This is a genomic window from Pseudomonas sp. K2I15 (assembly GCF_002204795.1).
Lineage (GTDB): Bacteria > Pseudomonadota > Gammaproteobacteria > Pseudomonadales > Pseudomonadaceae > Aquipseudomonas.
Map to the genome: position 1 here is coordinate 211,360 of NZ_NIXO01000002.1, position 22,067 is coordinate 233,426.

A 22,067-nucleotide genomic window follows, 5' to 3' on the forward strand; every position below is an offset into this window, starting at 1 on the left:
TACGTGCGCAGGTCGGGGTTGTTAGAATGCCACGCTCTCCTCGCCTGATTTAACGCTTCGTGGTACCCAGGCGCTTCACAGGATGCACAGTTGATGAGTACGTTATTCACCCGCCGCAAGGTCCTCACCGGCATGGGAATGCTGGGCCTGGGCCTGCTGGCCGGCTGTGACAACAGCCCGAAACTGAACTTCAAGTACGGCAAGGATCTGAGCGACAAGATCATGGGCCGTACCTTCAAGCTCAAGAACACTGACGGCGAAACCGTCACCTTGAGTTCCTTCCGTGGCCTGATGCCGGTGGTGTTCTTCGGCTTCACCCAATGCCCGGCCGTGTGCCCGACCACCCTGGCGCGCATGGCCCAGGCGAAAAAGCTGATGGGCCGCGACGGCAAGATCATGCAGGTGGTTTTTATCACCCTCGACCCGGAACGCGACACACCCAAGATTCTCGACGCCTACGTCAAGGCCTTCGACCCCAGCTTCGAAGCGCTGTACGGCACCCCGGAAGAAATCGCCGTGGCCGCCAAGGAGTTCGGGATCTTTTATGAAAAGATCCCCGCCGGCGACAGCTACACCCTCTCCCACACCGCCACCAGCTTTGTGTTCGACACCCGGGGCACCCTGCGCCTGGGCCTGTCGGCCTCGCTTAACGCCAAAGAGTGCGCAGAAGACCTGCTCACCGTCATGGAGGTCTGCTAATGACTGCCGTTCAACACCTCAAGCGCATCGCCCTCGGTCTCTCCCTGCTGGGCCTCGCGGCACACGCCAGTGCACAGGCGCTGGTCACCGACGCCTGGGTACGCGCCTCGGTACCGGGCCAGCCGTCCAGCGGCGCGTTCATGACCGTTACCGCCGACAGCGACAGCAAACTGCTCAGCGTGGCCTCGCCGATCGCCAAGACCGTGCAGATCCATGAAATGACCATGAAGGACGACGTGATGCGCATGGGCCCGGTGGAGTCGGTTCCGTTGCCTGCGGGCAAGGCCGTCAAGCTCGACCCGGACGGTTATCACGTGATGCTGATCGACCTCACGGCGCAGATCAAGGAAGGCGACCAGGTGCCGCTGACGGTCACTGTGGAAAATGCCAAGGGTGAAAAGCAGTCGATTGAAGTCAAGGCCGAGGCCCGTGCGTTGAATGCGATGGAGCCGATGGATCACAGCAAGATGCATTGATCGCCGTTACCTGTGGCGAGGGGGCTTGTCCCCCGTTGGGCTGCGTAGCGGCCCCAAAAAAAGCGGGAGCGCTGCGCACTCCAACGGGGGACAAGCCCCCTCGCCACAGGACAAGCGCCCTCACCACAGACAAACCCCCTCGCCACAACGAAATACCCTCATATCTAAAACCTCTCGTTTCAACACTTTCTATATATTTTCAATCTGCAAACCAACTCGTTAGCCTGCGAATGCCGGACGCGTCTCCCTGTCGCCGTCCGGCCAGATAATTCTAAAAATAAGCAGCAGACAACGGGAATAACAATGAACAAATCCCCTATTACCCTGGGCCTGACTTCGGCCACCCTCGGTTTGACCCTCGCCTTCCCAACCTTTGCCGAAGCTGACTTCTTCGAAGACAGCAAGGCCGACCTCGAATTTCGCAATTTCTACTTCAACAGCGACTACCGCCAGGACAACGCCAGCCAATCCAAACGGGATGAGTGGGCCCAAGGGCTGATACTCAATTACCAGTCGGGTTACACCGAAGGCTTGGTGGGTTTTGGCCTCGATGCCATCGGCCTGCAGGGCCTGAAACTGGACTCCAGCCCCGACCGGCAAAACACCGGCCTGCTCCCTGTAGGCGATGACGGCGCCCCGGACAGCTATAGCCGGATGGGTGCCACCGCCAAGGCGCGGATTTCCAAAAGCGTGCTGAAATTCGGCACGCTGATCCCCAAGCTGCCGACCGTACTGCCCAACGACGGCAGGCTGCTGCCCCAGACCTTTCGCGGCACCCAACTGACCAGCCAGGACATCGCCGGCCTGACCTTCGACGCCGGGCGCCTGACCAGCAACACCCTGCGTAACGACAGCGGCCATGCAGACATTGAAGTCGACGGCAAAGGCATCAAGGGCGCCGTGCCCAGCGATAAATTCGACTTCGCCAGTGCCAGCTACAGCTGGACCAAAACCCTCGTCACGGGCTACCACTACGCCAACCTCGAGAACAACTACAAGCAACACATCTTCAACCTGGTCCACACCCTGCCATTGGGTGATGCCCAGTCGTTCAAGTCTGACCTGCGTTACGCCGACTCCAGCAAGGAAGGCAACAGCAACATCGACAACCAAGCCTTCGGCGCCAAATTCACCTACAGCCTCCAGGGCCACTCGTTCGGTGCCGCCTACCAGCGCATGAAAGGCACCACCGGTTTCCCCCACCTGGACGGCACAGACTCCTACCTCGTCAACTACGTGATGATCTCGCCAGACTTCGCCAACCCCGAGGAAAAGTCCTGGCAGGCCCGCTACGACTATGACTTCGCAGCCCTCGGCATCCCCGGCCTGACCTTCATGACCCGCTACCTCAAAGGCGACAACTTCGTGCGCACCCGTAACGTGGAAGGCACCGAGTGGGAGCGCAACACCGATATCGGCTACGTGTTCCAGAGCGGCGCCCTGAAGGACCTTGAAGTGAAATGGCGCAATGGCACGTATCGCAGCAATGGCAGCGGCAGCGATATCGACCAGAACCGCTTTATCGTCAGCTACACCCTGCCCTTGCTGTGATTTTTTCCGGAGCGTTGCACATGAATACCAACAAAAGCCTGATCCACCTGGCAGTGGCTTTCGCCCTGTTCAGCAGTTACGGCGCCTATGCCGCCGACACCGGTGCGCTGCCCTGCAACACCACCGAAGAATGCGCGGCCCAGGCGGCCAAAGTCGGCGCCACACCGGGCTCCTCGCAAACGGCCCACAAGGCCAAGGGTGACCCGACCCAAACCCAGTTCGCCTGGCTGAACCGCATCAACAAAGCCTCGATTGTGATGCTCACCGAAGAAGGCATCGTCAAGCCGGACATGGGCCACAAGATCGCCGGCGGTGTACGTTTTGCCATCGACCAGGCCGACCAGCCCGACGGCAAACGCCCGGAAGACGTGCTGCAACTGGAAAAAATCATGACCGACAAGATCGGTCCCGAAGCGTCCCTGATCCACTCCGGCCGCAGCCGCCAAGACATGCTTGCTACCTACCGCCTGGCCAGGTTGCGCTCACAGGTACTGGCCTACAGCGACGCGCTGAACGCCACCCGCCAACGTATTCTGAACATCGCCGACAAGAACATCGACACGCTGGTGCCCGCCTACACCAACGGCGTGCAGGCCATGCCCATCAGCTATGCACACTACCTGCTGGCGTTCGAAGCCGCGTTTGATCGCGACGGCCAGCGCATTCGCGAACTCTACACCCGCCTCAACCTGAGCCCGATGGGGACCGCGGTACTGGCGAACTCTGCCTACCCGCTGAACCGTGAACGCCTCGCCGAATTGCTGGGCTTTGACGGCGTGCGGGAAAACTCACTGGATTCAAGCCAGGTGTCGACCTACGACATTCCGATCGAAGCGGCCAACCTGGCGGCGTCTTCGGCGATCCGCATCGGCGCGATGATTGGCGATATCCATACCCAGTACCATCAGATCCGCCCCTGGTTGCTGCTGGACGAAGAGTCCACCTACACCAGCAGCGCGATGCCGCAAAAGCGTAACCCGGGGTTGTTGATGCGTACCCGCGAAGCGGCCTCGGATGTGGTTGGCCTGGCGCAGACCGTGACGTTGCGCGCACATAACGTCACCACCGGCATGACCGACTACAAGTTCGCGTTTGATTCATTGGGGCTGTTCCAGTCCACCGACGAGATGTTCAAAAGCATGGACGCGGTGCTGGATGCGCTGCAGATCAACCCGCAGCGTGCACTGGACGAGCTGGAGTCGGAGTGGACCACGTCCATGGAACTGGCCGACACGCTGGAGCGCCAGTTCAAGGTGCCGTTCCGCATTGGGCACAGCTTTGCCTCACTGATTGTCACCGAGGCGCGCAACAACGGCACCACGCCGAAGACGTTCCCGTATGCGGACGCGCAGAAGCTCTACACCCTGGCGGCGGACAAATACAAATGGACGCCGAATACCTTGCCGCTGGATGAGGCTGGCTTCCGTGCGGCGCTGTCGCCGACGACGATGGTCAAGACCCGTAAAGGCACCGGTGGGCCGCAGCCGGAAGAGGTCAAGCGCATGTTGGTGGAAGCGCGAAAGACCCTCGACGCGGACCAGAGCTGGTTGAAGGAACGCCGTGAGAAGTTGAAAGGTGCGGAAGGCAACCTGGACAAGGCATTCGACAAGTTGCTGAACGCCAAGGGCTAACGGCTTCCTGTAGGAGCGAGCTTGCTCGCGAAAAACCAGAGAACGGCGCGGGGTGTCAGATACCCCGCGTCAGCATTAACGTCCTTCGCGAGCAAGCTCGCGCCTACAGGTTTGATGATCCAGGGATCTTTGCCACCCGCAAATCGCCAGGCACGCCACGCAGTTGCCCAACACATTGGTCAACGACCGACACTTCATCAGCCGCTCCACGCCCAGCAACAAACCCACCCCTTCCAGCGGCACCAATTGCAGGATGTTCAAGGTGGCAATCAAGGTAAACAGCGCCGAACCCGCGACACTCGTGGACCCGAGCGAGGTGAACAGGCAGATCACCAGCACCGCCAGCAACTCGGGCACGGCAATCTCGACCCCGGCCAAATGCGCCAGGAACATGATCGCAGTGGTCAGGTAAATGTTGGTGCCCGCCAAGTTGAAGGTGTAGCCGGTGGTCAGTACCAGCCGCACTAATTGGCGATCACAGCCCAGCGCCTCAAGTTTGCTGATACAGCCAGGAAGTGCGGCCACTGACGAGCCGGTAAACGTCACCAACAACAATTCTTCTTTCAAGTAAACAATTAGCCGAGTTAAGTTAACGCCGACCAGGCGTGCAATCGTAGCGAACACTAAAATGACGAAAACCGCGCACGCCAGATAAATAACAAGAATAAACTTAAACAGTGGCAATACAGAACTTACACCGTACTTTCCCACCACAAATGCCATCGCGCCAAACGCCGCCAGCGGTGCGAATTTCAAGATAAAGCGCAGCAGCCAGAACAAGCCGGCGACGGCTGCTTCCAGCCAACCAAGGCAGCGGTTGCCGACCTTGCCGCCACGCCCCAGCAACAGCCCGCACAGCACCGCCACCAACATCACCTGCAGCACCAGGCTTTGGGTGAAGACCCTGTAGAGACTGGATGAAATAGCGGTCGCGGACAGTTCGCGCAAGAGTTTTTCTGGCGCGACGGGCGCTGTCAGGTGATCAAAATCCAGGCTGGTCAACACCACATGATCGAGGTTGAACAACAACCCCATCGCCATCCCAAGCAACAGTGCGGCGAGGGACATCAGCTGAAAATAGATGACAATCCGTCCCACTACATGCCGATGATGGGGTTCGCGCTTGATACCGGCGACACCGGTCGACACCAGCACAAACAACAGAAACGGCATCAGTAACCCGACCACTTTTATAAAGGCGTCACTGAGCAGTTTCATCTCAACCGCGACGCCCGGATAAAGCAGCCCCAACACCATACCAAGTGCAATAGCAATCAAAATGGGCAGAGTGGCATTATTGAAGAGTCGTGCAGGCATCAATACTCCATGGTCTTTTTATTTATTGTTATTGTCGTATCAGGCCACTTTCGGCATATTGGTCGCCAAGGCGCATTCGGGCCACAAATAATAAAGTCTTGTCACGGGATATACCACCATGGAACTTCGCCATTTACGTTATTTCATCATGGTGGCCGAAGAGCGACATTTCACCCGCGCCGCTGCTCGCCTGAACATGCAGCAACCGCCCCTCAGCCAACAGATTCGCGCCCTGGAACAAGAGCTGGGGTTCGACCTGTTCAAGCGCCACCCCAAGGGCGTCGACCTGACCGCCGGGGGCCGGGTGTTTCTCGATGAAGCGCGGATCATCCTCGCCCGCGTCGAACAAGGTTCCCTCAAGGCCGCCCGCGCCGCGCAGGGCATCGAAGGCACGCTGGTCATCGCTTTCACCAGCTCCGCCGCCGCCCACCCGCTGATCCCGCGAATCATCCGCGCCTACCGCGAGCAATACCCGGGCGTGGAACTCTCGATCAACGAAGGCAGCGCCCGGGAAGTCACCGAAGACACCATCGAAAAGCGCATCGACATCGGCATCGTCCGCGCCCCGGTCAGCGGCCATCAGAGCCTGACCTTCCACCGCCTGCTCAACGAAGAAATGCTGCTGACCCTGCCCGTCGGGCACCCGCTGCTCAAGGGCCACACGCCTAAGATCACCATGGCCGACCTTAAAAACGAACGCTTCATCCTGGTCCGCCGCCCCGGCGCGCCCGGGATGTACGCCAACTTGATCAAGGCCTGCCAGAACGCAGGTTTTGAACCCAAGATTGCCTTTGAAGTGGAACGCATGCTGACCAACGTCAGCCTGGTGGCGGCCGGTGAAGGCATCTCGGTGGTGCCGGCGTCGATGCGCGATGTGCATCGCGAGAGCGTGGTGTATTGCCGGATCAGCGATGCGCGGCCAAGGCTGCTGGCGCCGATCACGCTGGTGCGGCGCACGTTCAATCCGTCGGCGCCGTTGCAGAATTTTATTGAGTTGGCGCGGGAGTTGGCGGGGGTTTATCGCAAGGGGTGAGTCATCGCGTGAAAACTCCCGGTGAGCAGTTCCACTGCCGCACGGATGCTGTCGCTTTGGCGTGGTACGGCGAACAACCCGTAGTTGACGCTCAAGACCGGCCCGCCGCTTTCGGCCAATGAGATAACACGCATGGTTTCAGGCCGAATATTCTCCGCCGGCAGCAAGGCCACACCTAATCCACCTTCAACCGCTGCGGTAATCACACCCACGTTCGGGCTGGTCACCGTGACCCGAAAATCCCGCCCGGCATTCAGCAAGGCATCAAACATCAAGCGCCGCCAGGCGCACGGTTCGGCGTACACGATCACGTCCAGCGGCAGGGCCGGATCGATTTCGTCATCAATCGCGCACACCCAGTACAGCTCGACGTTCCAGGCGTGCACAGGGTCGGCGTTGAACGATGCGCTGACGCCAATGGCCACGTCCAACTCGCCTTCATGCCACCGTTCGGCTAACGCGTCGCCGTGATCCACGACGACCTCCAGGTGCACATGCGGGCAGGCGCGCCGCAGCCGGCCGAGCGCCGCCGGCAACGCCGATACCGCCACGTCTTCCGAGAGCCCAACGCGCACGTTGCCCATCACCGTGCGCTCTTTCAGGCGTGCCGCTACCGTCTCGCCCAGGGCGAGAATGCGCGTCGCGTAGGTCAGCAGCAGTTCGCCTTCGGTGGTGGGCACCACGCCCCGGCCCGTCCTGCGTAACAGGCGCTGGCCGAGCAACTTCTCCAGCCGACGGATTTGCGCGCTGAGGGCCGATTGCGCCCTGCCCGCCTGTTGGGCCGCGCCACTCAGGCTGCCGTGCTGGCACACACAGATGAAGGTTCGTAGCAAATAGGGCTCAAACGCATCGGATATCATGTTTGGATTAACTCTGAATCAACAGCTATCACCCTACCTCGATAGCCGGGGCATGACTACTCTGCTGACACGTTATCAATCAGGAAGAACGTCATGACCCAATTGCAGAACCAACGCATCGTGCTCGCCGCCCGCCCCGACGGGCGCCCGCAATCAAGCGATTTTCGCCTGGAGTACAGCGAGATTCCCGAGCCTGGCGAAGGGGAAGTGCTGCTTGAAAACCTCTACCTTTCCCTCGACCCCTACATGCGCTGGCGCATGAGCGCGGCCAAGTCCTATGCCGAACCGGTGGGCATCGGCGAGGTGATGGTGGGTGGCACAGTGGCGCGAATCAAACATTCACGGAATCCGTTGTGGCAAGAGGGAGACATCGTGCTTGCCTATGCAGGCTGGCAGCGTTTTGCGCTCTCGGATGGCCTTGATCTGCGGCTTCTGGACCCGGGCGTCACTCACCCCAGCACCGCATTGGGGGTTCTAGGGATGCCGGGCTTCACCGCTTATGCGGGGCTGCTCAATATCGGCCAGCCAAAGCCGGGAGACACGGTGGTAGTCGCGGCGGCCAGCGGCGCTGTGGGCTCGGTGGTTGGCCAGATCGCACGCATCAAGGGCGCACGCGCCGTGGGTATCGCGGGTGGGCCGGAGAAATGCGCGTTTGTGAAAAACGAACTGGGTTTTGATGCGGTCATCGACCATCGCGCACCGGACTTTGCCCGGCAGTTGGCCGAAGCGTGCCCGAACGGCATTGACGTGTATTTCGAGAATGTCTCGGGGGCCGTTTGGGATGCCGTCAGGCCGCTGCTCAATGACTTCGCGAGGGTGCCGGTGTGTGGGCTGATCGCACATTACAACGACAGCTCGGTGGTTGGGGAAGGCGTTGACCGGTTGCCGGCGACGATGCATGACATCCTCGCCAAAAGCCTGACGGTGCGCGGGTTTATCCAGACCGAGTTTGTTGAGCAGCAGCAGGACGACTTCTTGCAGGAAGCCGCACAATGGATTGCCCAGGGCAAGCTGAAGTGGCGCGAAGACATTGTCGAGGGCCTGGAACAGGCGCCAGAGGCGTTTATCGGGCTGCTGGAGGGGCGTAATTTCGGCAAGTTGATCGTGCGACTGGCTTAATAAAATCCTGTGGCGAGGGAGCTTGCTCCCGTTGGGCTGCGAAGCGGCCCTGAAATCTTTGGGAGAGCTTCGCTCTCCAGCGGGAGCAAGCTCCCTCGCCACAGGTGTTGCTTCTTCAATCCACCACAAACAACTTAGCCCCGATGGCGGTGGACGACCGATGCCCTTCCATGTCATTGCCCACCTGATAACTCATCCCGGGGGTCAGCGTGAACTGGCGCCCGTCCTCCAGCTCCGTGTGCAACTCACCTTCCAGGCACAGCAGGATATGCCCTCGCCAGCACCAGTGATCGGCCAGGTAACCCGCGCTGTATTCGACCATGCGCACGCGGGTTGAACCGAACTGGCAGGTGCGCCAATACGCACTTCCAGTTTCGCCGGGATGCAGAACTGGCTCGACGGTCGACCAGTCGGTGGTGCCAAAGGGAACAGCAGTCAGGTCCATGATTGTCTCGGCGGTAAATTCGTGTGGATAGACCGTACCGGTCAGGTGCCCGAAGCGATAGAGACAGATCCGCTGCATTTGCGGGATACAGGCCAGCGACTCTTGATATCCTGCCAACCCTCCCCGCATGGAAGCCCGCCGATGAAGATTGATCCATCCTTTGTTGTGCACGAGACCGAGCATTGGCTGCTCAATCATCACCTGTCATCCGCGCTCCCGGGCTACCTGATGCTGGGTGCCAAGGCGCCTATACACTCGCTGGCTGACATGCCCGAAGCGGCGCTGGCAGAGTTGGGCGGGTTGCTGGCCAAAACCCAGCGGGTCATGGAGGCGCAACTGAAGCCGAAGTGGCTTTACATCAGCCGGTTCGGGCATATGCCGGGCTTGCCGCTGCACTTTCATTTCATTCCGGTTTACGGGTGGGTGGAGACGCTGTTTTGGCAGGATGAACGCTATCGGGTTCTGGAGAATTTCGGCGCGCAGCAGAATGCTACCGACGGTGCCGAGCTGACGCTTTTTATCTGGCGGGAGTTTGGTGAGAGCCCCACTCCACCGGAGGTGCAAGGGCCCTCGGTAAGCGAGGTGATCCAATGTTTACGTACGGCACTCAATACCTGAGGCAGCACATAACCTGTGGCAAGGGGGCTTGCTGTGGCGAGGGAGCTTGCTGTGGCGAGGGAGCTTGCTCCCGCTGGGCTGCGCAGCAGCCCCAAGAAGGTCAGCGAGTTCTTTCAGTCAGATTGCGATAGCTTTATTGGGGTCGCTTCGCGACCCAGCGGGAGCAAGCTCCCTCGCCACAGCAAGCTCCCTCGCCACAGCAAGCGCCCTCGCCACAGGTTTTTTGGTGTGTCAGCGCAAACTGTTTAGGTGTTTGCGCATAGGAATACAGGCCAGCTGCAATCCCGACGGCGAATGGTAGATCGCCTGCTCGCTCCCGACATACCCACACCGCCGATAAAAATCCGCCGCATTCAACGTCGCATCCAAAATCACGTCCTCAATCCCCAACTCCCGCGCCAACGCCTCCAGATACGCCAGTACCTGCTTGCCGATCCCGCGTCCGGTAAACCCGGGCAGCACAAACAGCGCGCCGATTTCGTTGTTCGCCAGATCCAGCATGCCCGTGGCAACAGGTTCACCATCAACGCATCCCAGGTAAAAATGCTTGTCTATCAGCGCGTCGTAGCCGTCCTCTGCAGCGCCTCGGGTCCACAGCATCATCTGCTCCGTCGTGTACGCACCGATACATCGGCTGCGTATGGCCAACAAGCGAATATCAAAAGCGGTTTGTGCATCTGCCAGCGTGGCGCGTCTTATCTCAAACATTCAGTCCTCCCTGGACTTCAGGCGTTGTCGTCACCCTGTCGGGTAAACGAATAGCGGTCAATATCGGTCCTCAACTGCCAGCCCTGGCCCTGCCAATAGCGGGCGGCACTCTCGTTGGTCTTGAACACATCCAGGTGGCATTTACGGATGCCCAGTTGCGCAAGGCTGGTGAGGCAGCGCTCCACCAGCGCGTTCGCAACGCCCTGGCGCCGATACGCGGGCAGCACCAACAAATGCTGCAAATAGCCCCGGCGACCATCGTGCCCGCACATCATACACGCCACCAGCACCCCACCCACCTCAGCCACGAAACTCATGCCGGGATTGCGCTCCAGGTAACGCGCGGTGGCTTCGCGAGAGTCGGCATCGCGCAGGGAAATGCCGGGGGTGTTGCGCATAAGGTCGGTGACGGCGTCGTAGTCGTCGAGGGTCATGATGCGAATGTTGGGCATGGGCTTGAACCTGGATGTGTGTGTGGGCCGGAGTGTTGCTGCGGTCACCGCTACTTTGATTTGATTGCCTTGATAGCATCCATGTAGGCGCTGTTACCTATACCGACTTGAGCCCAGACAGGCCTGGTTTCTTCACCTTGCCGGTCGTACTGTTCATCAGCGTCCCACAAGGTGATTATTTGGTTGGGGAACAGGTATTGGTAGGTGTTGTAGACGTGAGGGCCAGACGCATCATGGTCGGCAATAAACGAAAACAGCTCTGGCGCTGCAAGCGAATAAACATCCAGCCCTTTGTAGCTAACAGTGATTTCCGGGCTGGATGAAATGCCAATAAATTCGACATTCCCGTCGGCGCCACATTCGGTTTGGATACAAGAATGATGGAAATAATCGAGAGACTCTCGGGCGTTTTCAAGAGGGAAGCCGATGGCGTGCATTGCTTCCCTGGCCTCTGCGCGGGCTGCCCCAAGTTTCAAAGGGCCGATGGAATCCAGAGGGATGATTTCAAAGGTAAGCACTACGATATGTCCTTATAAATGGCCGGGCATTTTTTCGCTGTCGATGAAAGTCAGACAGTAGCAAAAATTGGTTGCCGGCGGTGGCACCGTGTTACTACCGCCTCACGATCTGAAAAGAGAGAAGGAATTTACCTAAGCGGCCCAGAGAGTAAGCGTACCGCTCATAACCACATAACCGAGCAATCTCGCTGGGAGACCGTGTGGCAGAAGCGCTGCGATCTCCACGCGTGTGTCAGTGAACGCCTAAACGCCGCCATCAAAGACCTCCACCTGATGGCCTGTTCCAACGTTTCTGATTTCGGCGAGCAAGACATCAATACTGCCGCCGAAACCGCACGAATCCTGGTTCAGGATGTGGCGGATGTGTTTGGGGTGATTGAGCGGCGTGGGATGCATACGCCTGTAGCCAGCTGATTTATTTCCAGCGTTGAGAAAACCCGTATTTGCGGGTTTTCTAGTTACAGCGCTTGGCGAATCTTGGTGGTGTCAGGGAGGCCGCCATCGCGGCCTCGCTAAAGCTCGACGGCTCCCACAGGGGATTGGGGTGTTTTTTTGGGTTTTGCGTTCGGCGGTGCTGTTGGGGCGTTCTTTCTCTATCATGTGGGCTTTCGTTTAACTGACTTGCTCCAGGAAACCCAATGCCCACCCTCACCTTGCGCAACGCCAACCCCGCAGACGCCGCCCGTTGCTACGAGATCGAAATCACCGCCTATGAAGGCGACGAAGCCGCCACCCAGGCAAAGATCGCCACGCGCATTGCGCTGTACCCGGAAGGTTTTCTGATTCTGGAGGCGGATGGCGTTGTTGTGGGTTTCATCAACTGCGGTTGCGCCGATGAAGTGGTGATGTCGGATGAGGCCTTCAAGGAGTTGGTCGGGCATTCAGCCGACGCACCGAATGTGGTGATCATGTCGGTGGTGGTGGATCCGGCTCACCAGGGCAAGGGTTACTCGACGCGGTTGATGGCGGAATTTATCCAGCGCATGCAGGCGATGGGCAAGAAGACCATTCACCTGATGTGCAAGGACCGCCATGTGGAACTGTATAAGCGCATGGGCTATCGCTATGTGCAGCCGTCGGCGTCGGACCACGGCGGGATGGCGTGGCATGAGATGGTGATGGATATCTAATACTGGGGGCCTCAAGAAAAGGATTTTGCGTATGTTCATCGGACGACTCGCCAAGCTGACAGGCTGCACACCAAAAGCTATCCGGCTGTATGAGCAATTGGGGTTGATCAATGAACCCCAGCGTGAAGGTCGGTACCGGATTTATAACGCGCACCATCTGGAAATCGTCCACCTTATCCGCAAGGCGCAGGTGGCCGGTTTCAAGCTGGCGGAGATGGGGCCGCTGATCACCGCCAAGAATCGGCTGAAGGCGTTTCCATTAGTGCTGGCACATGAAACAGTGGATTTGAAGCGCCAGCAAGTCCAGGAAAAGATCGCGCAGTTGCAGGCGCTGGATCTGCATCTGGTCGCGCTCAAAGGTGAGATGAACGCACTGTTCGGTGCGGCTCCGAGGACCGCACCGCCCAAGCCAAGCGAACGCTGAACCTGTGGCGAGGGAGCTTGCTCCCGTTGGGTTGCGCAGCAGCCCCAATCACAGCACCGCGGTTCTCCAGATGTAAACCGCAGGCAGGTTTTGGGGCCGCTTCGCAGCCCAGCGGGAGCAAGCTCCCTCGCCACACGTTATTTGCTAGTGGGTAGCTCGCGTTTGGTCCGCTCGACTTTGAAGGTAGCCGAACGCCGAGCGCAACACCTCTTCAGGCGGCCGAGGGTTGAAACCCAACTCGGTTTTTGCCTTGAGGATGCTGTACTCCTGACGAACACCCCAGAACATACGAACCTGGCTGAGCAGCAACTGCGCGGGCGTTCCCGTCCATTGCGCCCACCGCTCCTGAAACCATGCAACCGCCAGCAGTAGCCATCGCGGCGCGGGTGGCGGTTGGCGATAATCTCCCGCAAGCACATCAAGCAGATCGGCCAGCGACGATGAGTGCTCGTTGGCCAGGATATAGCGCTCGCCCGGGCGCCCCTTCTCCGCCGCCAGGATCAACCCGTCGGCCACGTCTCGCACATCCACGAAGTTGAAATGAAAGCCCGGATCAAGCGGCAGTTTGCGTTGCTGTACCGACTGCAAAAAACCCATGGTATCGGTCAGCTGTGCAGCGTTCGGCCCGACCATCGCAGACGGCAATACCGAGACCATCCACACGCCCAATGCTTCAGCTGTTTTCCACGCCATTTGCTCGGAGAGAATCTTGGACAGGTAGTAGGCATTGTGCGCCTCGTCATTCCAGCACGCCTCGTCCAGCGCACTGCCGTCATGCCCAACCGCCGCGACAGAACTGAAATACACCACGCGTTTGATGCCCGCCCGGGCAGCCGTCTCCACTACGCACCGCGTGCCCTGCACGTTGGGCTCGATGATCTCGGCTTCAGGGTTCCTGGCCCAATGCTTGAACACCGCCGCGACTTGAAACAACACCTCGACACCTTCCAATGCCTTGAGCATCGCGGCGGGATCCAGCAACTCGGCATAGACCAACTCGCAATCCAGCCCGGCGAATGGTGCGCGATTGTTTGTGTCGCGCACGCCGGCGCGCACCGTATGGCCCTGCTCCAGCAGCGCCCTGACCAGATTATTCCCCAGGTGCCCATTCGCCCCCGTCACCAGACATAACATGCCGATTCTCCTTTTCGCAGGAAGAAAACCTTCCTCCTTCGCAGGGGAAAAAGCATAAAGTCTGCCCCTCGGGACAGAGTCAATCAGGTAAGCCTCAGTGATAGGGAACAGAACGTAATGACGCAGCAGTTGATTGAAGTCGGCGACCCGCCGAATGCCGACGCCGAGCGCATCCTTGGCAGCGGCCTCGTGTTCCTGAGCAAAACGCTCTGACGACTACGCGTGCAGCATCTTTCCAAACAGGCGGTTTTCATGGGTTTCATTCTGAAACGTGTAAGTCGGCTCGCCCAGCAACTCATAGCCACAGCGCGGATAAAACCCCAGCGCCCGCTCGTTGCCAACCCACACCGTCGCCCACAACAACGACGCACCACCCAGCCCGGCGCACTGTTCAGCCGTTTGCAGCAAACGGTAACCGAGGCCCAGCCCGGTAAACCGTTCCTGGATGTACAGCCGCTGCAACTCAGCCGCTTTCGGCGTTGAGATCAGTGCATGGCCAGCGTCCATCGCAACCTGGGCAAAACCCACAAGGTGCCCATTGATTTCGGCGACGATAATGGCGGTGCCCGGCTGTGCGATCAGCGCAGAGATCGCTTGCGGCGAAAACGCTTGCAGCGCCTCGGCGGCAATTGAATCGCGAATACCTTCGGTGGCGTAGGTATCAAGAAAAACCTGCATGCCCAGCACGCCAATACATAACGCATCTTCGGGCAGCGCATCGCGGATAAGAATGTCTGAAGTGTTGGTGGGGAGCATTCGATGGGCGCTCTTAAATTCAGGAAGGCCAACGTTTTAACACAACGGCACATCTCTGCGATTGCCAGCCTGAATTCGCCCCAGCAGGTGGCGGCGGGTGTTGCCGGGAGCACCATTGATTGAGGCGCATCACAGCGTTCCCCATTACGCGGGCTTCAGCTTCAAGGGCTGGATTGCTTACAAGCCCGCCTAGCCCGGATTACTTCTGGCGATACTCGCGAGGCGTGGCGCCGGTATGGCGCCTGAATACCTGGGCAAAGTGGCTCGGGCTGCCGTACCCCACTTCCAGCGCGATGTCCACGATGCTCAGGGTTGATTCCAGCAGCAGCTGGCGTGCCATTTTCATCCGCATCTGGATGAAATACTGCGACGGCGACAACCCGGTGGCCCGGCGGAACAGGCGACTGAAATGGAAGTCGCTCATGCCGGCCGCCTTGGCCAGTGACGACAAGCTGAAGTCACGATCCAGCCCCGCGCGCATGTGCTCAATGGCGCCGTGCAACTTGTAGGCAGGCAACGCATTGGCCTGCTTGAGACCGCCACTGTCATCAAGGTAGTGCCTCACCAGATGCACCGCCAGCGCCTGGCCAATGCTGTGCAGATACAGTGGGCTGGCTTGCCGGTGCGTGATTGCCTCCTGATGAAGGCATCGCATCAAGTGTGAGACCTGCGCATCCCGCGCACCGGACACGTCGCGCAAACGCACCGCGCCCGCCTGCCCCACCAGCACCTCGCGCGCCGCCAGCCCCAGCAGTCGCTGGCTCAGATACACATGCACAACCTCGAAGACCGCATCCCGCTCGGTGCGCCAACGCATCTCATAAGGCTCGGGTGACATCGTGAGGAAGAAGTCATCAGCTGTTACTGCATTAGTCGTCCACGCCTGCCCGCCCGCTCGCTCTTCCACCTGCGCACCACCCGATACCACGAGGACCAGCAGAGGCTCGGCGACAGCCGGAATGATCAGGTCCTGGGTGGTGCTGCGGTGCCGGTAGAGTTGAATCTGCACGTCGGAATCCAGACGACTGCCTACCGCCTGGTGGGTCGCCCCCGGCAGGTATTCAGGCATCTTGTGCGCAGGAATTCGGCCTTGTTGATCCGGGCGTTTCGCTGATTTTGGCGGTTGCATGGCAGGTCACCAGACCGGTTGGGAATGGCCAATCATAGTGATTAAAAAGCAATATCGCGACAGTCAGGCAAGACCGCGTCAGATGTGGCCACTTGAATGGCCGACAGTAAAGGCGGCTACAGCGACATCCTGTCGCTGAACGCTTGAACTGGAGAGCTTTATGACTTCCGATAACCGCAAAGAATTTGAAGGCCAGGTTGTATTAGTGACGGGCGCCGCCAGCGGAATAGGCCGGGCCGTCGCCCTGTTATTGCATGAGCGAGGCGCCAAGGTCGTGGCTGAAGACAAGAACGCGACAGTGGAACAACTGGCAAGACCCGGCCTGGTACCGCTGGTGGCAGACATCACCCGGGACGGCGCGGCTGAAACAGCCGTCGCCACGGCAATCAAGCACTTTGGGCGCCTGGATATCCTGGTCAACAACGCCGGAATCATCATCAACAAGCTGGTGATTGACATGACCCGGGAAGACTGGGAAGCCATCCAGTCGGTCAATGTAACCGCGGCGTTTCTGCATTCGCGCGAAGCGATAAAGGCGATGATCCCCAACCGCAGCGGCGCCATTGTGAACATTGCCTCCTATGCGTCCTATCAAGCCTTCCCGACCATCGCCGCTTACACCGCCTCAAAGGGGGCGTTGGCCCAACTGACGCGCACGTTGGCGCTGGAGGTGATTGACCATGGGATACGCGTCAATGCCGTGGGCTCTGGGGATGTGGTCACCAATATCCTCAACGACGTGGTTGAGAACGGCCCGTCGTTCCTCGCGCAGCACGGCCAGACAACGCCTATCAAGCGCGCCGCACAGCCCGAAGAAATCGCCGAAGTAGTAGCGTTCCTGGCGTCCGGTCGGGCTTCATACATCGTGGGCGCGGTGGTTATGGCAGATGGCGGAATGAGCGTTCGCGCAGGCGCCTAGGCAAACCATCACCAACTCCCCGACGCACCACCACCGCCGCTGGAACCGCCACCGCCGGATGAACTGCTGCTGGAACTGGAGCTGGAGGAGCTCGAACTCCCGCCCGAACTCGACCCCGAGCCTGATCCACCCGAACCATTGGCAAACAGCACCAACGCCGCCAACAGGCAAAGCGGCACCGCCAGCAACCAGCCGTCGGCGCCGTTGTCGATGGAATGGCCCACAAACATGTATGCAACCACCACCGCCGCCAAACGCGCGGCGAACATCAGCCGGCTGTATTTCCAGGCGCTTTTCATCAGCACCAGCAGGAGCAGAATCAGCCCCAGCGCCAGCAGCCCCACGAGCGGCCACACCAGCCAATTGATAAAGGACACCTCGGCGACGTTGCGGTCTACCAGCAGCAACCCGCCGATGTAACCCAGCAGTCCCACCAGGCTGTAAAACGCCGGTCGCGCCTGCCACAACGCACCGAAGGTTGCGCCGCCAATCACTATGCACAGCGGCAGAACCAGCAAGTACATCGGCCATTCCCGACCGCCTGCAACAGCTACCAACAGCAGCGTGACGACGACACTGGTGATCAACGCCGCGCGCCAATGCAGCTTGCCGGCAGCGATCAATACGCCGCAGACGGAACCGAGGATAAACGCGAGCAATACGGCGTAAGCCTCAAGCGGGATACCGGCCTTGGCCACCTCGGGCAAGTTGCCGCCCTCCACCAACACCGTCAGGTCGTCCACCGCCTGCTGCACGCCGCCCGCGTAATCACCCTGGCGAAACGCCGGGGTGATGTGTTCTTCAATGATGCGGTGGGCCAGCAGGTCGGTGACCACGCCTTCCAGGCCGTAACCGACTTCGATGCGCACCTTTCGATCGTCCTTCGCCACCAGCAGCAGGATGCCGTCGTTGACGTCCTTGCGCCCCAGTTTCCAGGCGCGGAATAGCTGGTTGGCGAAGTCCTCAATACCCGCGCCGCCGGTGCTCGGCAGCAGCATCACCGCCACCTGCGCGCCCTTGCGTTGCTCAAGGCCGGCAAGTTGCGCAGTCATGCGCGACTTGGACGCGGAGTCGAGAGTGTTGGTCAGGTCGATCACGCGCTGGTCCAGCGGCACCTTGGCCAGTGCGGGTGGCGCCGTGTCTTCGGCTTGGGCCGGTGAGAGGCATAACCAACCCATCAAGACGATGAGCAGCACACCCAGCGATTGTCGCGTTGGAAATTTCAGCATGTCCTGATAACCGCCCTGTTTGTCATGGAGTCTGCAAAAATTGATCGGCTATCGTTCCGTGAAGCGTCGTTTGCACGGCGCCGGTCAGCACAACACCACCCCTGCCGTCCCAGTGCACCGTCACCGTACCGCCGTCGCATTGCACCTCGACGGTGTCATCCAGCAGCCCGCGACGAATCCCGTTGACCACTGCGCCACAACAGCACGAACCCGAGCCCTGCGGGATGCCGCCGCCACGCTCCCAGATGCGCAGGCGGATATGGCCACGGTCGAGCACCTGCACGAAATGCACGTTGGTCTTGTTGGGGAACAGCGGATGGGTTTCCAGCGACGGCCCAATGGCGGCGATGTCGAGGGTCGCCAGATCATCGACGAAGAACGTGCAATGCGGGTTGCCCATGCTGCACGCCGCAGGGTCGCCCTCCAGCGGCAACAGTCGAGTGTCCAGCGCACGCGCCAGCGCAATCTCCTGCCAATCCAGCAGCGGCGGCCCCATGTCCACCGACACCCGCTGCCCCGATTCACGCACGCAGGTCAGCAAGCCCCGGTTGGTTCGCAGCACGATGGAGGTGCTGCCGGCTTCGCGCATCAGCATGTCCGCCACCCCACGGGTGGCGCTGCCGCAGGTGTCGAGCGGGGTGCCGCTGGGGTTCCAGAATGTGATGCGGGCGGCGGCGTCAGCGCAATCGAGCACCACAGCTAACTGATTGAAGCCGATGCCGCGATGGCGGTCGCCCAGGCGGCGGGCGATTTCAGCAGTGATCGGGTCACCCTTCCCACGCCGGTCGATCACGATGAAGTCATCACCGTGGGCGTGCATCTTCACGAATTGCAAGGTCATGGGGCGTCCTGTTCTAGACCTGTCACTGCGCCCAAGCATACGGACGTAGTGGGTATTTCATCAAATATCCGTCAGGGTCATGTTAACGTCGCGCGATTGCGATATGGCCAATCCTTCCCTGAGAAACCGCATGCTACAACGCCCCTTGAAAGCCGTGATTCTGACCGCGCTGCTCGCCGCATTCGCCCACGCCGCGTTTGCCGCGCCTCAAGCCCTGAGCGCCTGCCAGCCCGCCACCTCGAACCCGACCGCCAAAACGCTCCTGGCCGCCGCCCAGCGCCACCTCGGCGACCAACCCGGCGCCCTGCCCCATCTGCACACCGAAGGTACGCTGCCCAACCAAGGCATTCGCGAGCAAAGCATCGCCGCCGAGAAGGACTGGCCGGTGATGCGCCAAGCGGCCCTGGCCTGGCGCCTGAGCCGCGACACGCGCTACCTCAAGCAAGTGGATGACTACCTCAGCGCGTGGGCCAGCACTTATCAGCCGGACTTCAACCCGATCGACGAAACCAACCTCGACATGCTGATAAACGCCTACGCCCTCACCGCCAGCGACCTTCGGCCCCAAACCCGCGACGCCACCCGCGCGCTGCTGACCAACCTGGGCAACGGCTATATCGAGCGCATCAAGCAGTTCCATGGTGCAAAAAAAGCCACCAACACCAATAACTGGCAGAGCCATCGCGTGAAGCTGGTCACCGTGGCCGCCGCCGCATTGGGCGACCGCGAGATGCTGGCGCAGGCCTTCCAGCTGTTCCAGCAACAAATCACCGACAACGTATTGCCCGACGGCTCCGTGACCGACTTCCAGGACCGTGACGCCCTGCACTACGTGGTCTACGACCTGGAGCCGCTGGTTCAGGCAGCACTGGCGGCCAAGCCCTACGGCATCGGCGGCAACTGGCTGGACTTTACCGCAGCCCATGGCGGCTCGCTGAGCGAAGCACTGGACTGGCTTGCCCCGTATGCCAAGGGCCAGCGCAGCCACGAAGAATTCGTGCACACCCGCGTGCAGTTCGACAAAGACCGGGCTAACGTCGGCGAACCCGGCTACAGCGGCGAGTGGAACCCGAAAAGCAGCAATACGCTGTACTGGCTGGCCGCGCAGCTGGACGCGCGGTATTTACCGGTGGCCGAACAGCTCGCGCCAAAACCTGCGGACTGGATCAGTGCCTGCTATTTGAAGTGAATCAGCGGTTAGACTGACCCGACTCACCTGTTCGAAGGATCGACGATGCTTATTGTGTTCAGCGGCCTGCCCGGTACCGGGAAGACCACGATTGCCAAGGCCCTCGCTGCCCAGACCAATGCTGTGTACCTGCGCATCGATACCATCGAGCAGGCCATCCGGGATGCCGGCGTTTTTCCACAAGGCGTGGGCAGCAGCGGTTATCAGGTGGCCAATGCGCTGGCCTTGAGCAACCTCGCGCTGGGCCACACGGTTGTCGTTGATTGCGTTAACCCAGTGGCTGAAAGCCGTCAGGCCTGGAGCGAAACCGCTCTACGCGCCAGTACGTCGCTGGTGAATATCCAGGTGGTTTGCTCGGACCAACACGAACACCAACGCCGCGTGGAAACTCGTGCCAGCGACATTCCCGGGCTGACACCGCCAACGTGGCAGTCGGTCTTGGCCCATGAATATGAGCCATGGCACGACGCGCCCTTTACCGTCGACACCGCACAACTACCTGCCGCTGAAGCCGTGGCGATGATTACCCGCCAACTCGCCAGCCAGCGCTGACCCCCTCTCCCGCCCTTGCGAAATACATCCGTACCTGTAACTATCCATTTCAAATATAGGTAGGGGGGGTATGGTATGGCTCATATAAAATCAGGCAAGGACGACCTGCTCAAACGCGTCAAACGCATCGCCGGGCAGATCCAGGCCGTGGAGCGAGCGCTGGAGTCAGACGATGACTGCGCCAAAACCCTGCACCTGGTGGCCGCCACACGGGGCGCAATCAACGGGCTGATGGATGAAATCATCGAAGACCACGCCCGTGAGCATGTGGCCCACCCCGATTTAAGCGATGAAGAACGTGCCAAGGGCGTCGATGAACTACTCGAAGCCATCCGCCGCTACAGCAAATAGAGTTCGTTGATATGAACGCCACACACACCAACCACAGCCACCCGCATATGTTCCTCGGCGCCTCACACGATGAGAACGCCAAGCGCACGTTATGGGTGGTTGCGCTGACCGTGATCATGATGGTCGGGGAAATTACCGCGGGTTACATCACCGGCTCCATGGCCTTGCTCGCAGATGGTTTTCACATGGCCACCCACGCCGGTGCGCTAGGCATCGCAGCAGCGGCCTACGCCTATGCCCGGCGCCATGCGGCCAGCACTCGCTACAGCTTTGGTACCGGTAAAGTCGGTGACCTGGGTGGGTTTGCTTCGGCGCTGGTGTTGGGCTTGGTCGCGATCGGCATTGGCGTCGAGTCGCTGATCCGCCTGCTTGAGCCGACCCAGGTCGACTTCGGCACCGCAACGCTGATCGCCATCGTGGGCTTGGCGGTGAACGTCGTGAGCGCCCTGCTGCTTTCCGGCAGCCATGGTCATAGTCATCATCATGACCATGGGCATGATCACGGCCACAGCCATGGCCACGACAACAACCTGCGCTCTGCTTATGTCCATGTGCTGGCCGATGCGCTGACGTCCATCCTGGCCATCGCCGCCCTGCTGGCCGGTCGTTACCTGGGCTGGGTGTGGCTTGACCCGCTGATGGGGATCGTCGGCGCGCTGGTGATTGCACGCTGGGCCTGGACCTTGATGCGCGATACGTCGGGTGTGCTGCTGGACCGCACCGACGAGCACGTGGCCGAGGAAATTCGTGAAATCCTCGGTGCTTCGGGCGATGTGAGCATCACCGACCTGCACGTGTGGCAAGTGGGGCCCGAAGCGCGCGCCGCGATTGTGAGTGTGTTGGGCAATGCACAGGTGAATGCCGAGGTCATCCGCGAGCGGCTGGCGCCGGTGCATGAGGTGACGCACCTGACGGTGGAATACCGCACGCTGCCTTCTTGAAGTCACGCTGATTGATTAGGATGCCCCGTCCTTTCCAACGAACAA

The 22,067-nt window shown here is 60.1% G+C and carries 26 protein-coding genes; 15 read left to right on the plus strand and 11 right to left on the minus strand.

The window, feature by feature from the left end:
• The first annotated feature begins 93 nt into the window (after positions 1-93).
• The 4 genes from CEC48_RS03160 (at position 94) to CEC48_RS03175 (ending at position 4,357) form a co-directional block, all read left to right on the plus strand.
• Positions 94-699, plus strand: coding sequence for an SCO family protein (locus tag CEC48_RS03160; protein ID WP_088422410.1), 606 nt, complete (start codon positions 94-96; stop codon positions 697-699).
• Positions 699-1,175 carry a copper chaperone PCu(A)C gene (locus CEC48_RS03165; RefSeq protein ID WP_088422411.1) on the plus strand — a complete coding sequence of 159 codons (477 nt, stop codon included), beginning with the start codon at positions 699-701 and terminating at the stop codon, positions 1,173-1,175. Before CEC48_RS03160 ends, CEC48_RS03165 begins: the two co-directional genes overlap by 1 nt.
• A gap of 303 nt (positions 1,176-1,478) precedes the next feature.
• Positions 1,479-2,726 carry an OprD family porin gene (locus CEC48_RS03170; protein ID WP_088422412.1) on the plus strand — a complete coding sequence of 416 codons (1,248 nt, stop codon included), beginning with the start codon at positions 1,479-1,481 and terminating at the stop codon, positions 2,724-2,726.
• A gap of 20 nt (positions 2,727-2,746) precedes the next feature.
• A complete protein-coding gene (locus tag CEC48_RS03175) occupies positions 2,747-4,357 on the plus strand; it encodes an argininosuccinate lyase (protein ID WP_088422413.1) in 1,611 nt (536 codons plus the stop codon).
• Between the two features lie 75 nt (positions 4,358-4,432).
• Here the strand turns inward: CEC48_RS03175 and CEC48_RS03180 are convergent, their stop codons facing one another.
• On the minus strand, positions 4,433-5,674 hold the full coding sequence (locus CEC48_RS03180; RefSeq protein ID WP_088422414.1) for a cation:dicarboxylate symporter family transporter: 1,242 nt from the start codon (positions 5,672-5,674) through the stop codon (positions 4,433-4,435).
• 118 nt (positions 5,675-5,792) lie between these two features.
• Here CEC48_RS03180 and CEC48_RS03185 point away from each other — a divergent pair, with 118 nt between their 5' ends.
• A complete protein-coding gene (locus tag CEC48_RS03185; protein ID WP_088422415.1) occupies positions 5,793-6,707 on the plus strand; it encodes a LysR family transcriptional regulator in 915 nt (304 codons plus the stop codon).
• Here the strand turns inward: CEC48_RS03185 and CEC48_RS03190 are convergent.
• On the minus strand, positions 6,692-7,540 hold the full coding sequence (locus tag CEC48_RS03190; RefSeq protein WP_256579655.1) for a LysR family transcriptional regulator: 849 nt from the start codon (positions 7,538-7,540) through the stop codon (positions 6,692-6,694). The two genes, CEC48_RS03185 and CEC48_RS03190, sit on opposite strands and share 16 nt — an antisense overlap.
• A 120-nt stretch (positions 7,541-7,660) precedes the next feature.
• Here CEC48_RS03190 and CEC48_RS03195 point away from each other — a divergent pair, with 120 nt between their 5' ends.
• Positions 7,661-8,686, plus strand: coding sequence for an NADP-dependent oxidoreductase (locus tag CEC48_RS03195; RefSeq protein ID WP_088422417.1), 1,026 nt, complete (start codon positions 7,661-7,663; stop codon positions 8,684-8,686).
• A 115-nt stretch (positions 8,687-8,801) separates the two neighbouring features.
• Here the strand turns inward: CEC48_RS03195 and CEC48_RS03200 are convergent, their stop codons facing one another.
• The gene (locus CEC48_RS03200; RefSeq protein ID WP_088422472.1) at positions 8,802-9,131 is read right to left on the minus strand and encodes a DHCW motif cupin fold protein; all 330 of its coding nucleotides are present in this window, start codon (positions 9,129-9,131) and stop codon (positions 8,802-8,804) included.
• Positions 9,132-9,272: 141 nt separating this feature from the next.
• Here CEC48_RS03200 and CEC48_RS03205 point away from each other — a divergent pair, with 141 nt between their 5' ends.
• Positions 9,273-9,749 carry an HIT family protein gene (locus tag CEC48_RS03205; protein ID WP_088422418.1) on the plus strand — a complete coding sequence of 159 codons (477 nt, stop codon included), beginning with the start codon at positions 9,273-9,275 and terminating at the stop codon, positions 9,747-9,749.
• 231 nt (positions 9,750-9,980) lie between these two features.
• On the opposite strand, the gene CEC48_RS03210 is transcribed toward CEC48_RS03205, so the two are convergent.
• The 3 genes from CEC48_RS03210 to CEC48_RS03220 are packed head-to-tail and all read right to left on the minus strand — an operon-like array spanning position 9,981 to position 11,427.
• The gene (locus CEC48_RS03210) at positions 9,981-10,457 is read right to left on the minus strand and encodes a GNAT family N-acetyltransferase (RefSeq protein WP_088422419.1); all 477 of its coding nucleotides are present in this window, start codon (positions 10,455-10,457) and stop codon (positions 9,981-9,983) included.
• 17 nt (positions 10,458-10,474) lie between these two features.
• Positions 10,475-10,909 (minus strand): GNAT family N-acetyltransferase, encoded by a 435-nt coding sequence (locus tag CEC48_RS03215; protein ID WP_088422420.1) that lies wholly within the window; start codon positions 10,907-10,909, stop codon positions 10,475-10,477.
• Between the two features lie 50 nt (positions 10,910-10,959).
• Positions 10,960-11,427 (minus strand): hypothetical protein, encoded by a 468-nt coding sequence (locus tag CEC48_RS03220; RefSeq protein ID WP_088422421.1) that lies wholly within the window; start codon positions 11,425-11,427, stop codon positions 10,960-10,962.
• 171 nt (positions 11,428-11,598) lie between these two features.
• Between CEC48_RS03220 and CEC48_RS03225 the strand changes: the two genes are divergently transcribed.
• The 3 genes from CEC48_RS03225 to CEC48_RS03235 all read left to right on the plus strand — a co-directional run bounded on the left by CEC48_RS03225 (position 11,599) and on the right by CEC48_RS03235 (position 12,981).
• Positions 11,599-11,841, plus strand: coding sequence for a fructose-bisphosphate aldolase (locus tag CEC48_RS03225; protein WP_088422473.1), 243 nt, complete (start codon positions 11,599-11,601; stop codon positions 11,839-11,841).
• A gap of 224 nt (positions 11,842-12,065) precedes the next feature.
• The gene (locus CEC48_RS03230) at positions 12,066-12,557 is read left to right on the plus strand and encodes a GNAT family N-acetyltransferase (protein WP_088422422.1); all 492 of its coding nucleotides are present in this window, start codon (positions 12,066-12,068) and stop codon (positions 12,555-12,557) included.
• A gap of 31 nt (positions 12,558-12,588) precedes the next feature.
• Positions 12,589-12,981: a MerR family transcriptional regulator gene (locus tag CEC48_RS03235; RefSeq protein ID WP_088422423.1), complete on the plus strand. Its 393-nt coding sequence runs from the start codon at positions 12,589-12,591 to the stop codon at positions 12,979-12,981.
• Positions 12,982-13,125: 144 nt separating this feature from the next.
• Here the strand turns inward: CEC48_RS03235 and CEC48_RS03245 are convergent, their stop codons facing one another.
• From CEC48_RS03245 to CEC48_RS03255, 3 genes are all read right to left on the minus strand, one after another.
• A complete protein-coding gene (locus CEC48_RS03245; RefSeq protein WP_088422425.1) occupies positions 13,126-14,115 on the minus strand; it encodes an NAD-dependent epimerase/dehydratase family protein in 990 nt (329 codons plus the stop codon).
• A gap of 216 nt (positions 14,116-14,331) precedes the next feature.
• On the minus strand, positions 14,332-14,871 hold the full coding sequence (locus tag CEC48_RS03250; RefSeq protein WP_176438653.1) for a GNAT family N-acetyltransferase: 540 nt from the start codon (positions 14,869-14,871) through the stop codon (positions 14,332-14,334).
• A 199-nt stretch (positions 14,872-15,070) separates the two neighbouring features.
• Positions 15,071-16,000: a helix-turn-helix domain-containing protein gene (locus tag CEC48_RS03255; protein ID WP_256579656.1), complete on the minus strand. Its 930-nt coding sequence runs from the start codon at positions 15,998-16,000 to the stop codon at positions 15,071-15,073.
• A 160-nt stretch (positions 16,001-16,160) separates the two neighbouring features.
• Between CEC48_RS03255 and CEC48_RS03260 the strand changes: the two genes are divergently transcribed.
• Complete coding sequence (locus CEC48_RS03260) at positions 16,161-16,919, plus strand: SDR family NAD(P)-dependent oxidoreductase (protein ID WP_088422427.1); 759 nt, start codon at positions 16,161-16,163, stop codon at positions 16,917-16,919.
• Between the two features lie 8 nt (positions 16,920-16,927).
• Here CEC48_RS03260 and CEC48_RS03265 read toward each other — a convergent pair whose 3' ends face one another.
• Positions 16,928-18,148 carry a YgcG family protein gene (locus tag CEC48_RS03265; RefSeq protein WP_088422428.1) on the minus strand — a complete coding sequence of 407 codons (1,221 nt, stop codon included), beginning with the start codon at positions 18,146-18,148 and terminating at the stop codon, positions 16,928-16,930.
• 22 nt (positions 18,149-18,170) lie between these two features.
• Entirely contained in the window at positions 18,171-18,989 is an 819-nt protein-coding gene (gene dapF / locus CEC48_RS03270) for a diaminopimelate epimerase (protein WP_088422429.1), read from the minus strand.
• A gap of 130 nt (positions 18,990-19,119) precedes the next feature.
• On the opposite strand from dapF, the gene CEC48_RS03275 reads away from it, so the two are divergent.
• The 4 genes from CEC48_RS03275 (at position 19,120) to dmeF (ending at position 22,022) form a co-directional block, all read left to right on the plus strand.
• The gene (locus CEC48_RS03275) at positions 19,120-20,178 is read left to right on the plus strand and encodes an alginate lyase family protein (RefSeq protein ID WP_088422430.1); all 1,059 of its coding nucleotides are present in this window, start codon (positions 19,120-19,122) and stop codon (positions 20,176-20,178) included.
• A 45-nt stretch (positions 20,179-20,223) separates the two neighbouring features.
• On the plus strand, positions 20,224-20,730 hold the full coding sequence (locus tag CEC48_RS03280; protein ID WP_088422431.1) for an AAA family ATPase: 507 nt from the start codon (positions 20,224-20,226) through the stop codon (positions 20,728-20,730).
• Between the two features lie 75 nt (positions 20,731-20,805).
• The gene (locus tag CEC48_RS03285; RefSeq protein WP_088422432.1) at positions 20,806-21,081 is read left to right on the plus strand and encodes a metal/formaldehyde-sensitive transcriptional repressor; all 276 of its coding nucleotides are present in this window, start codon (positions 20,806-20,808) and stop codon (positions 21,079-21,081) included.
• A gap of 11 nt (positions 21,082-21,092) precedes the next feature.
• Positions 21,093-22,022, plus strand: a complete 930-nt coding sequence (gene dmeF / locus CEC48_RS03290) for a CDF family Co(II)/Ni(II) efflux transporter DmeF (RefSeq protein WP_088422433.1) — start codon at positions 21,093-21,095, stop codon at positions 22,020-22,022.
• Positions 22,023-22,067: the final 45 nt, after the last annotated feature.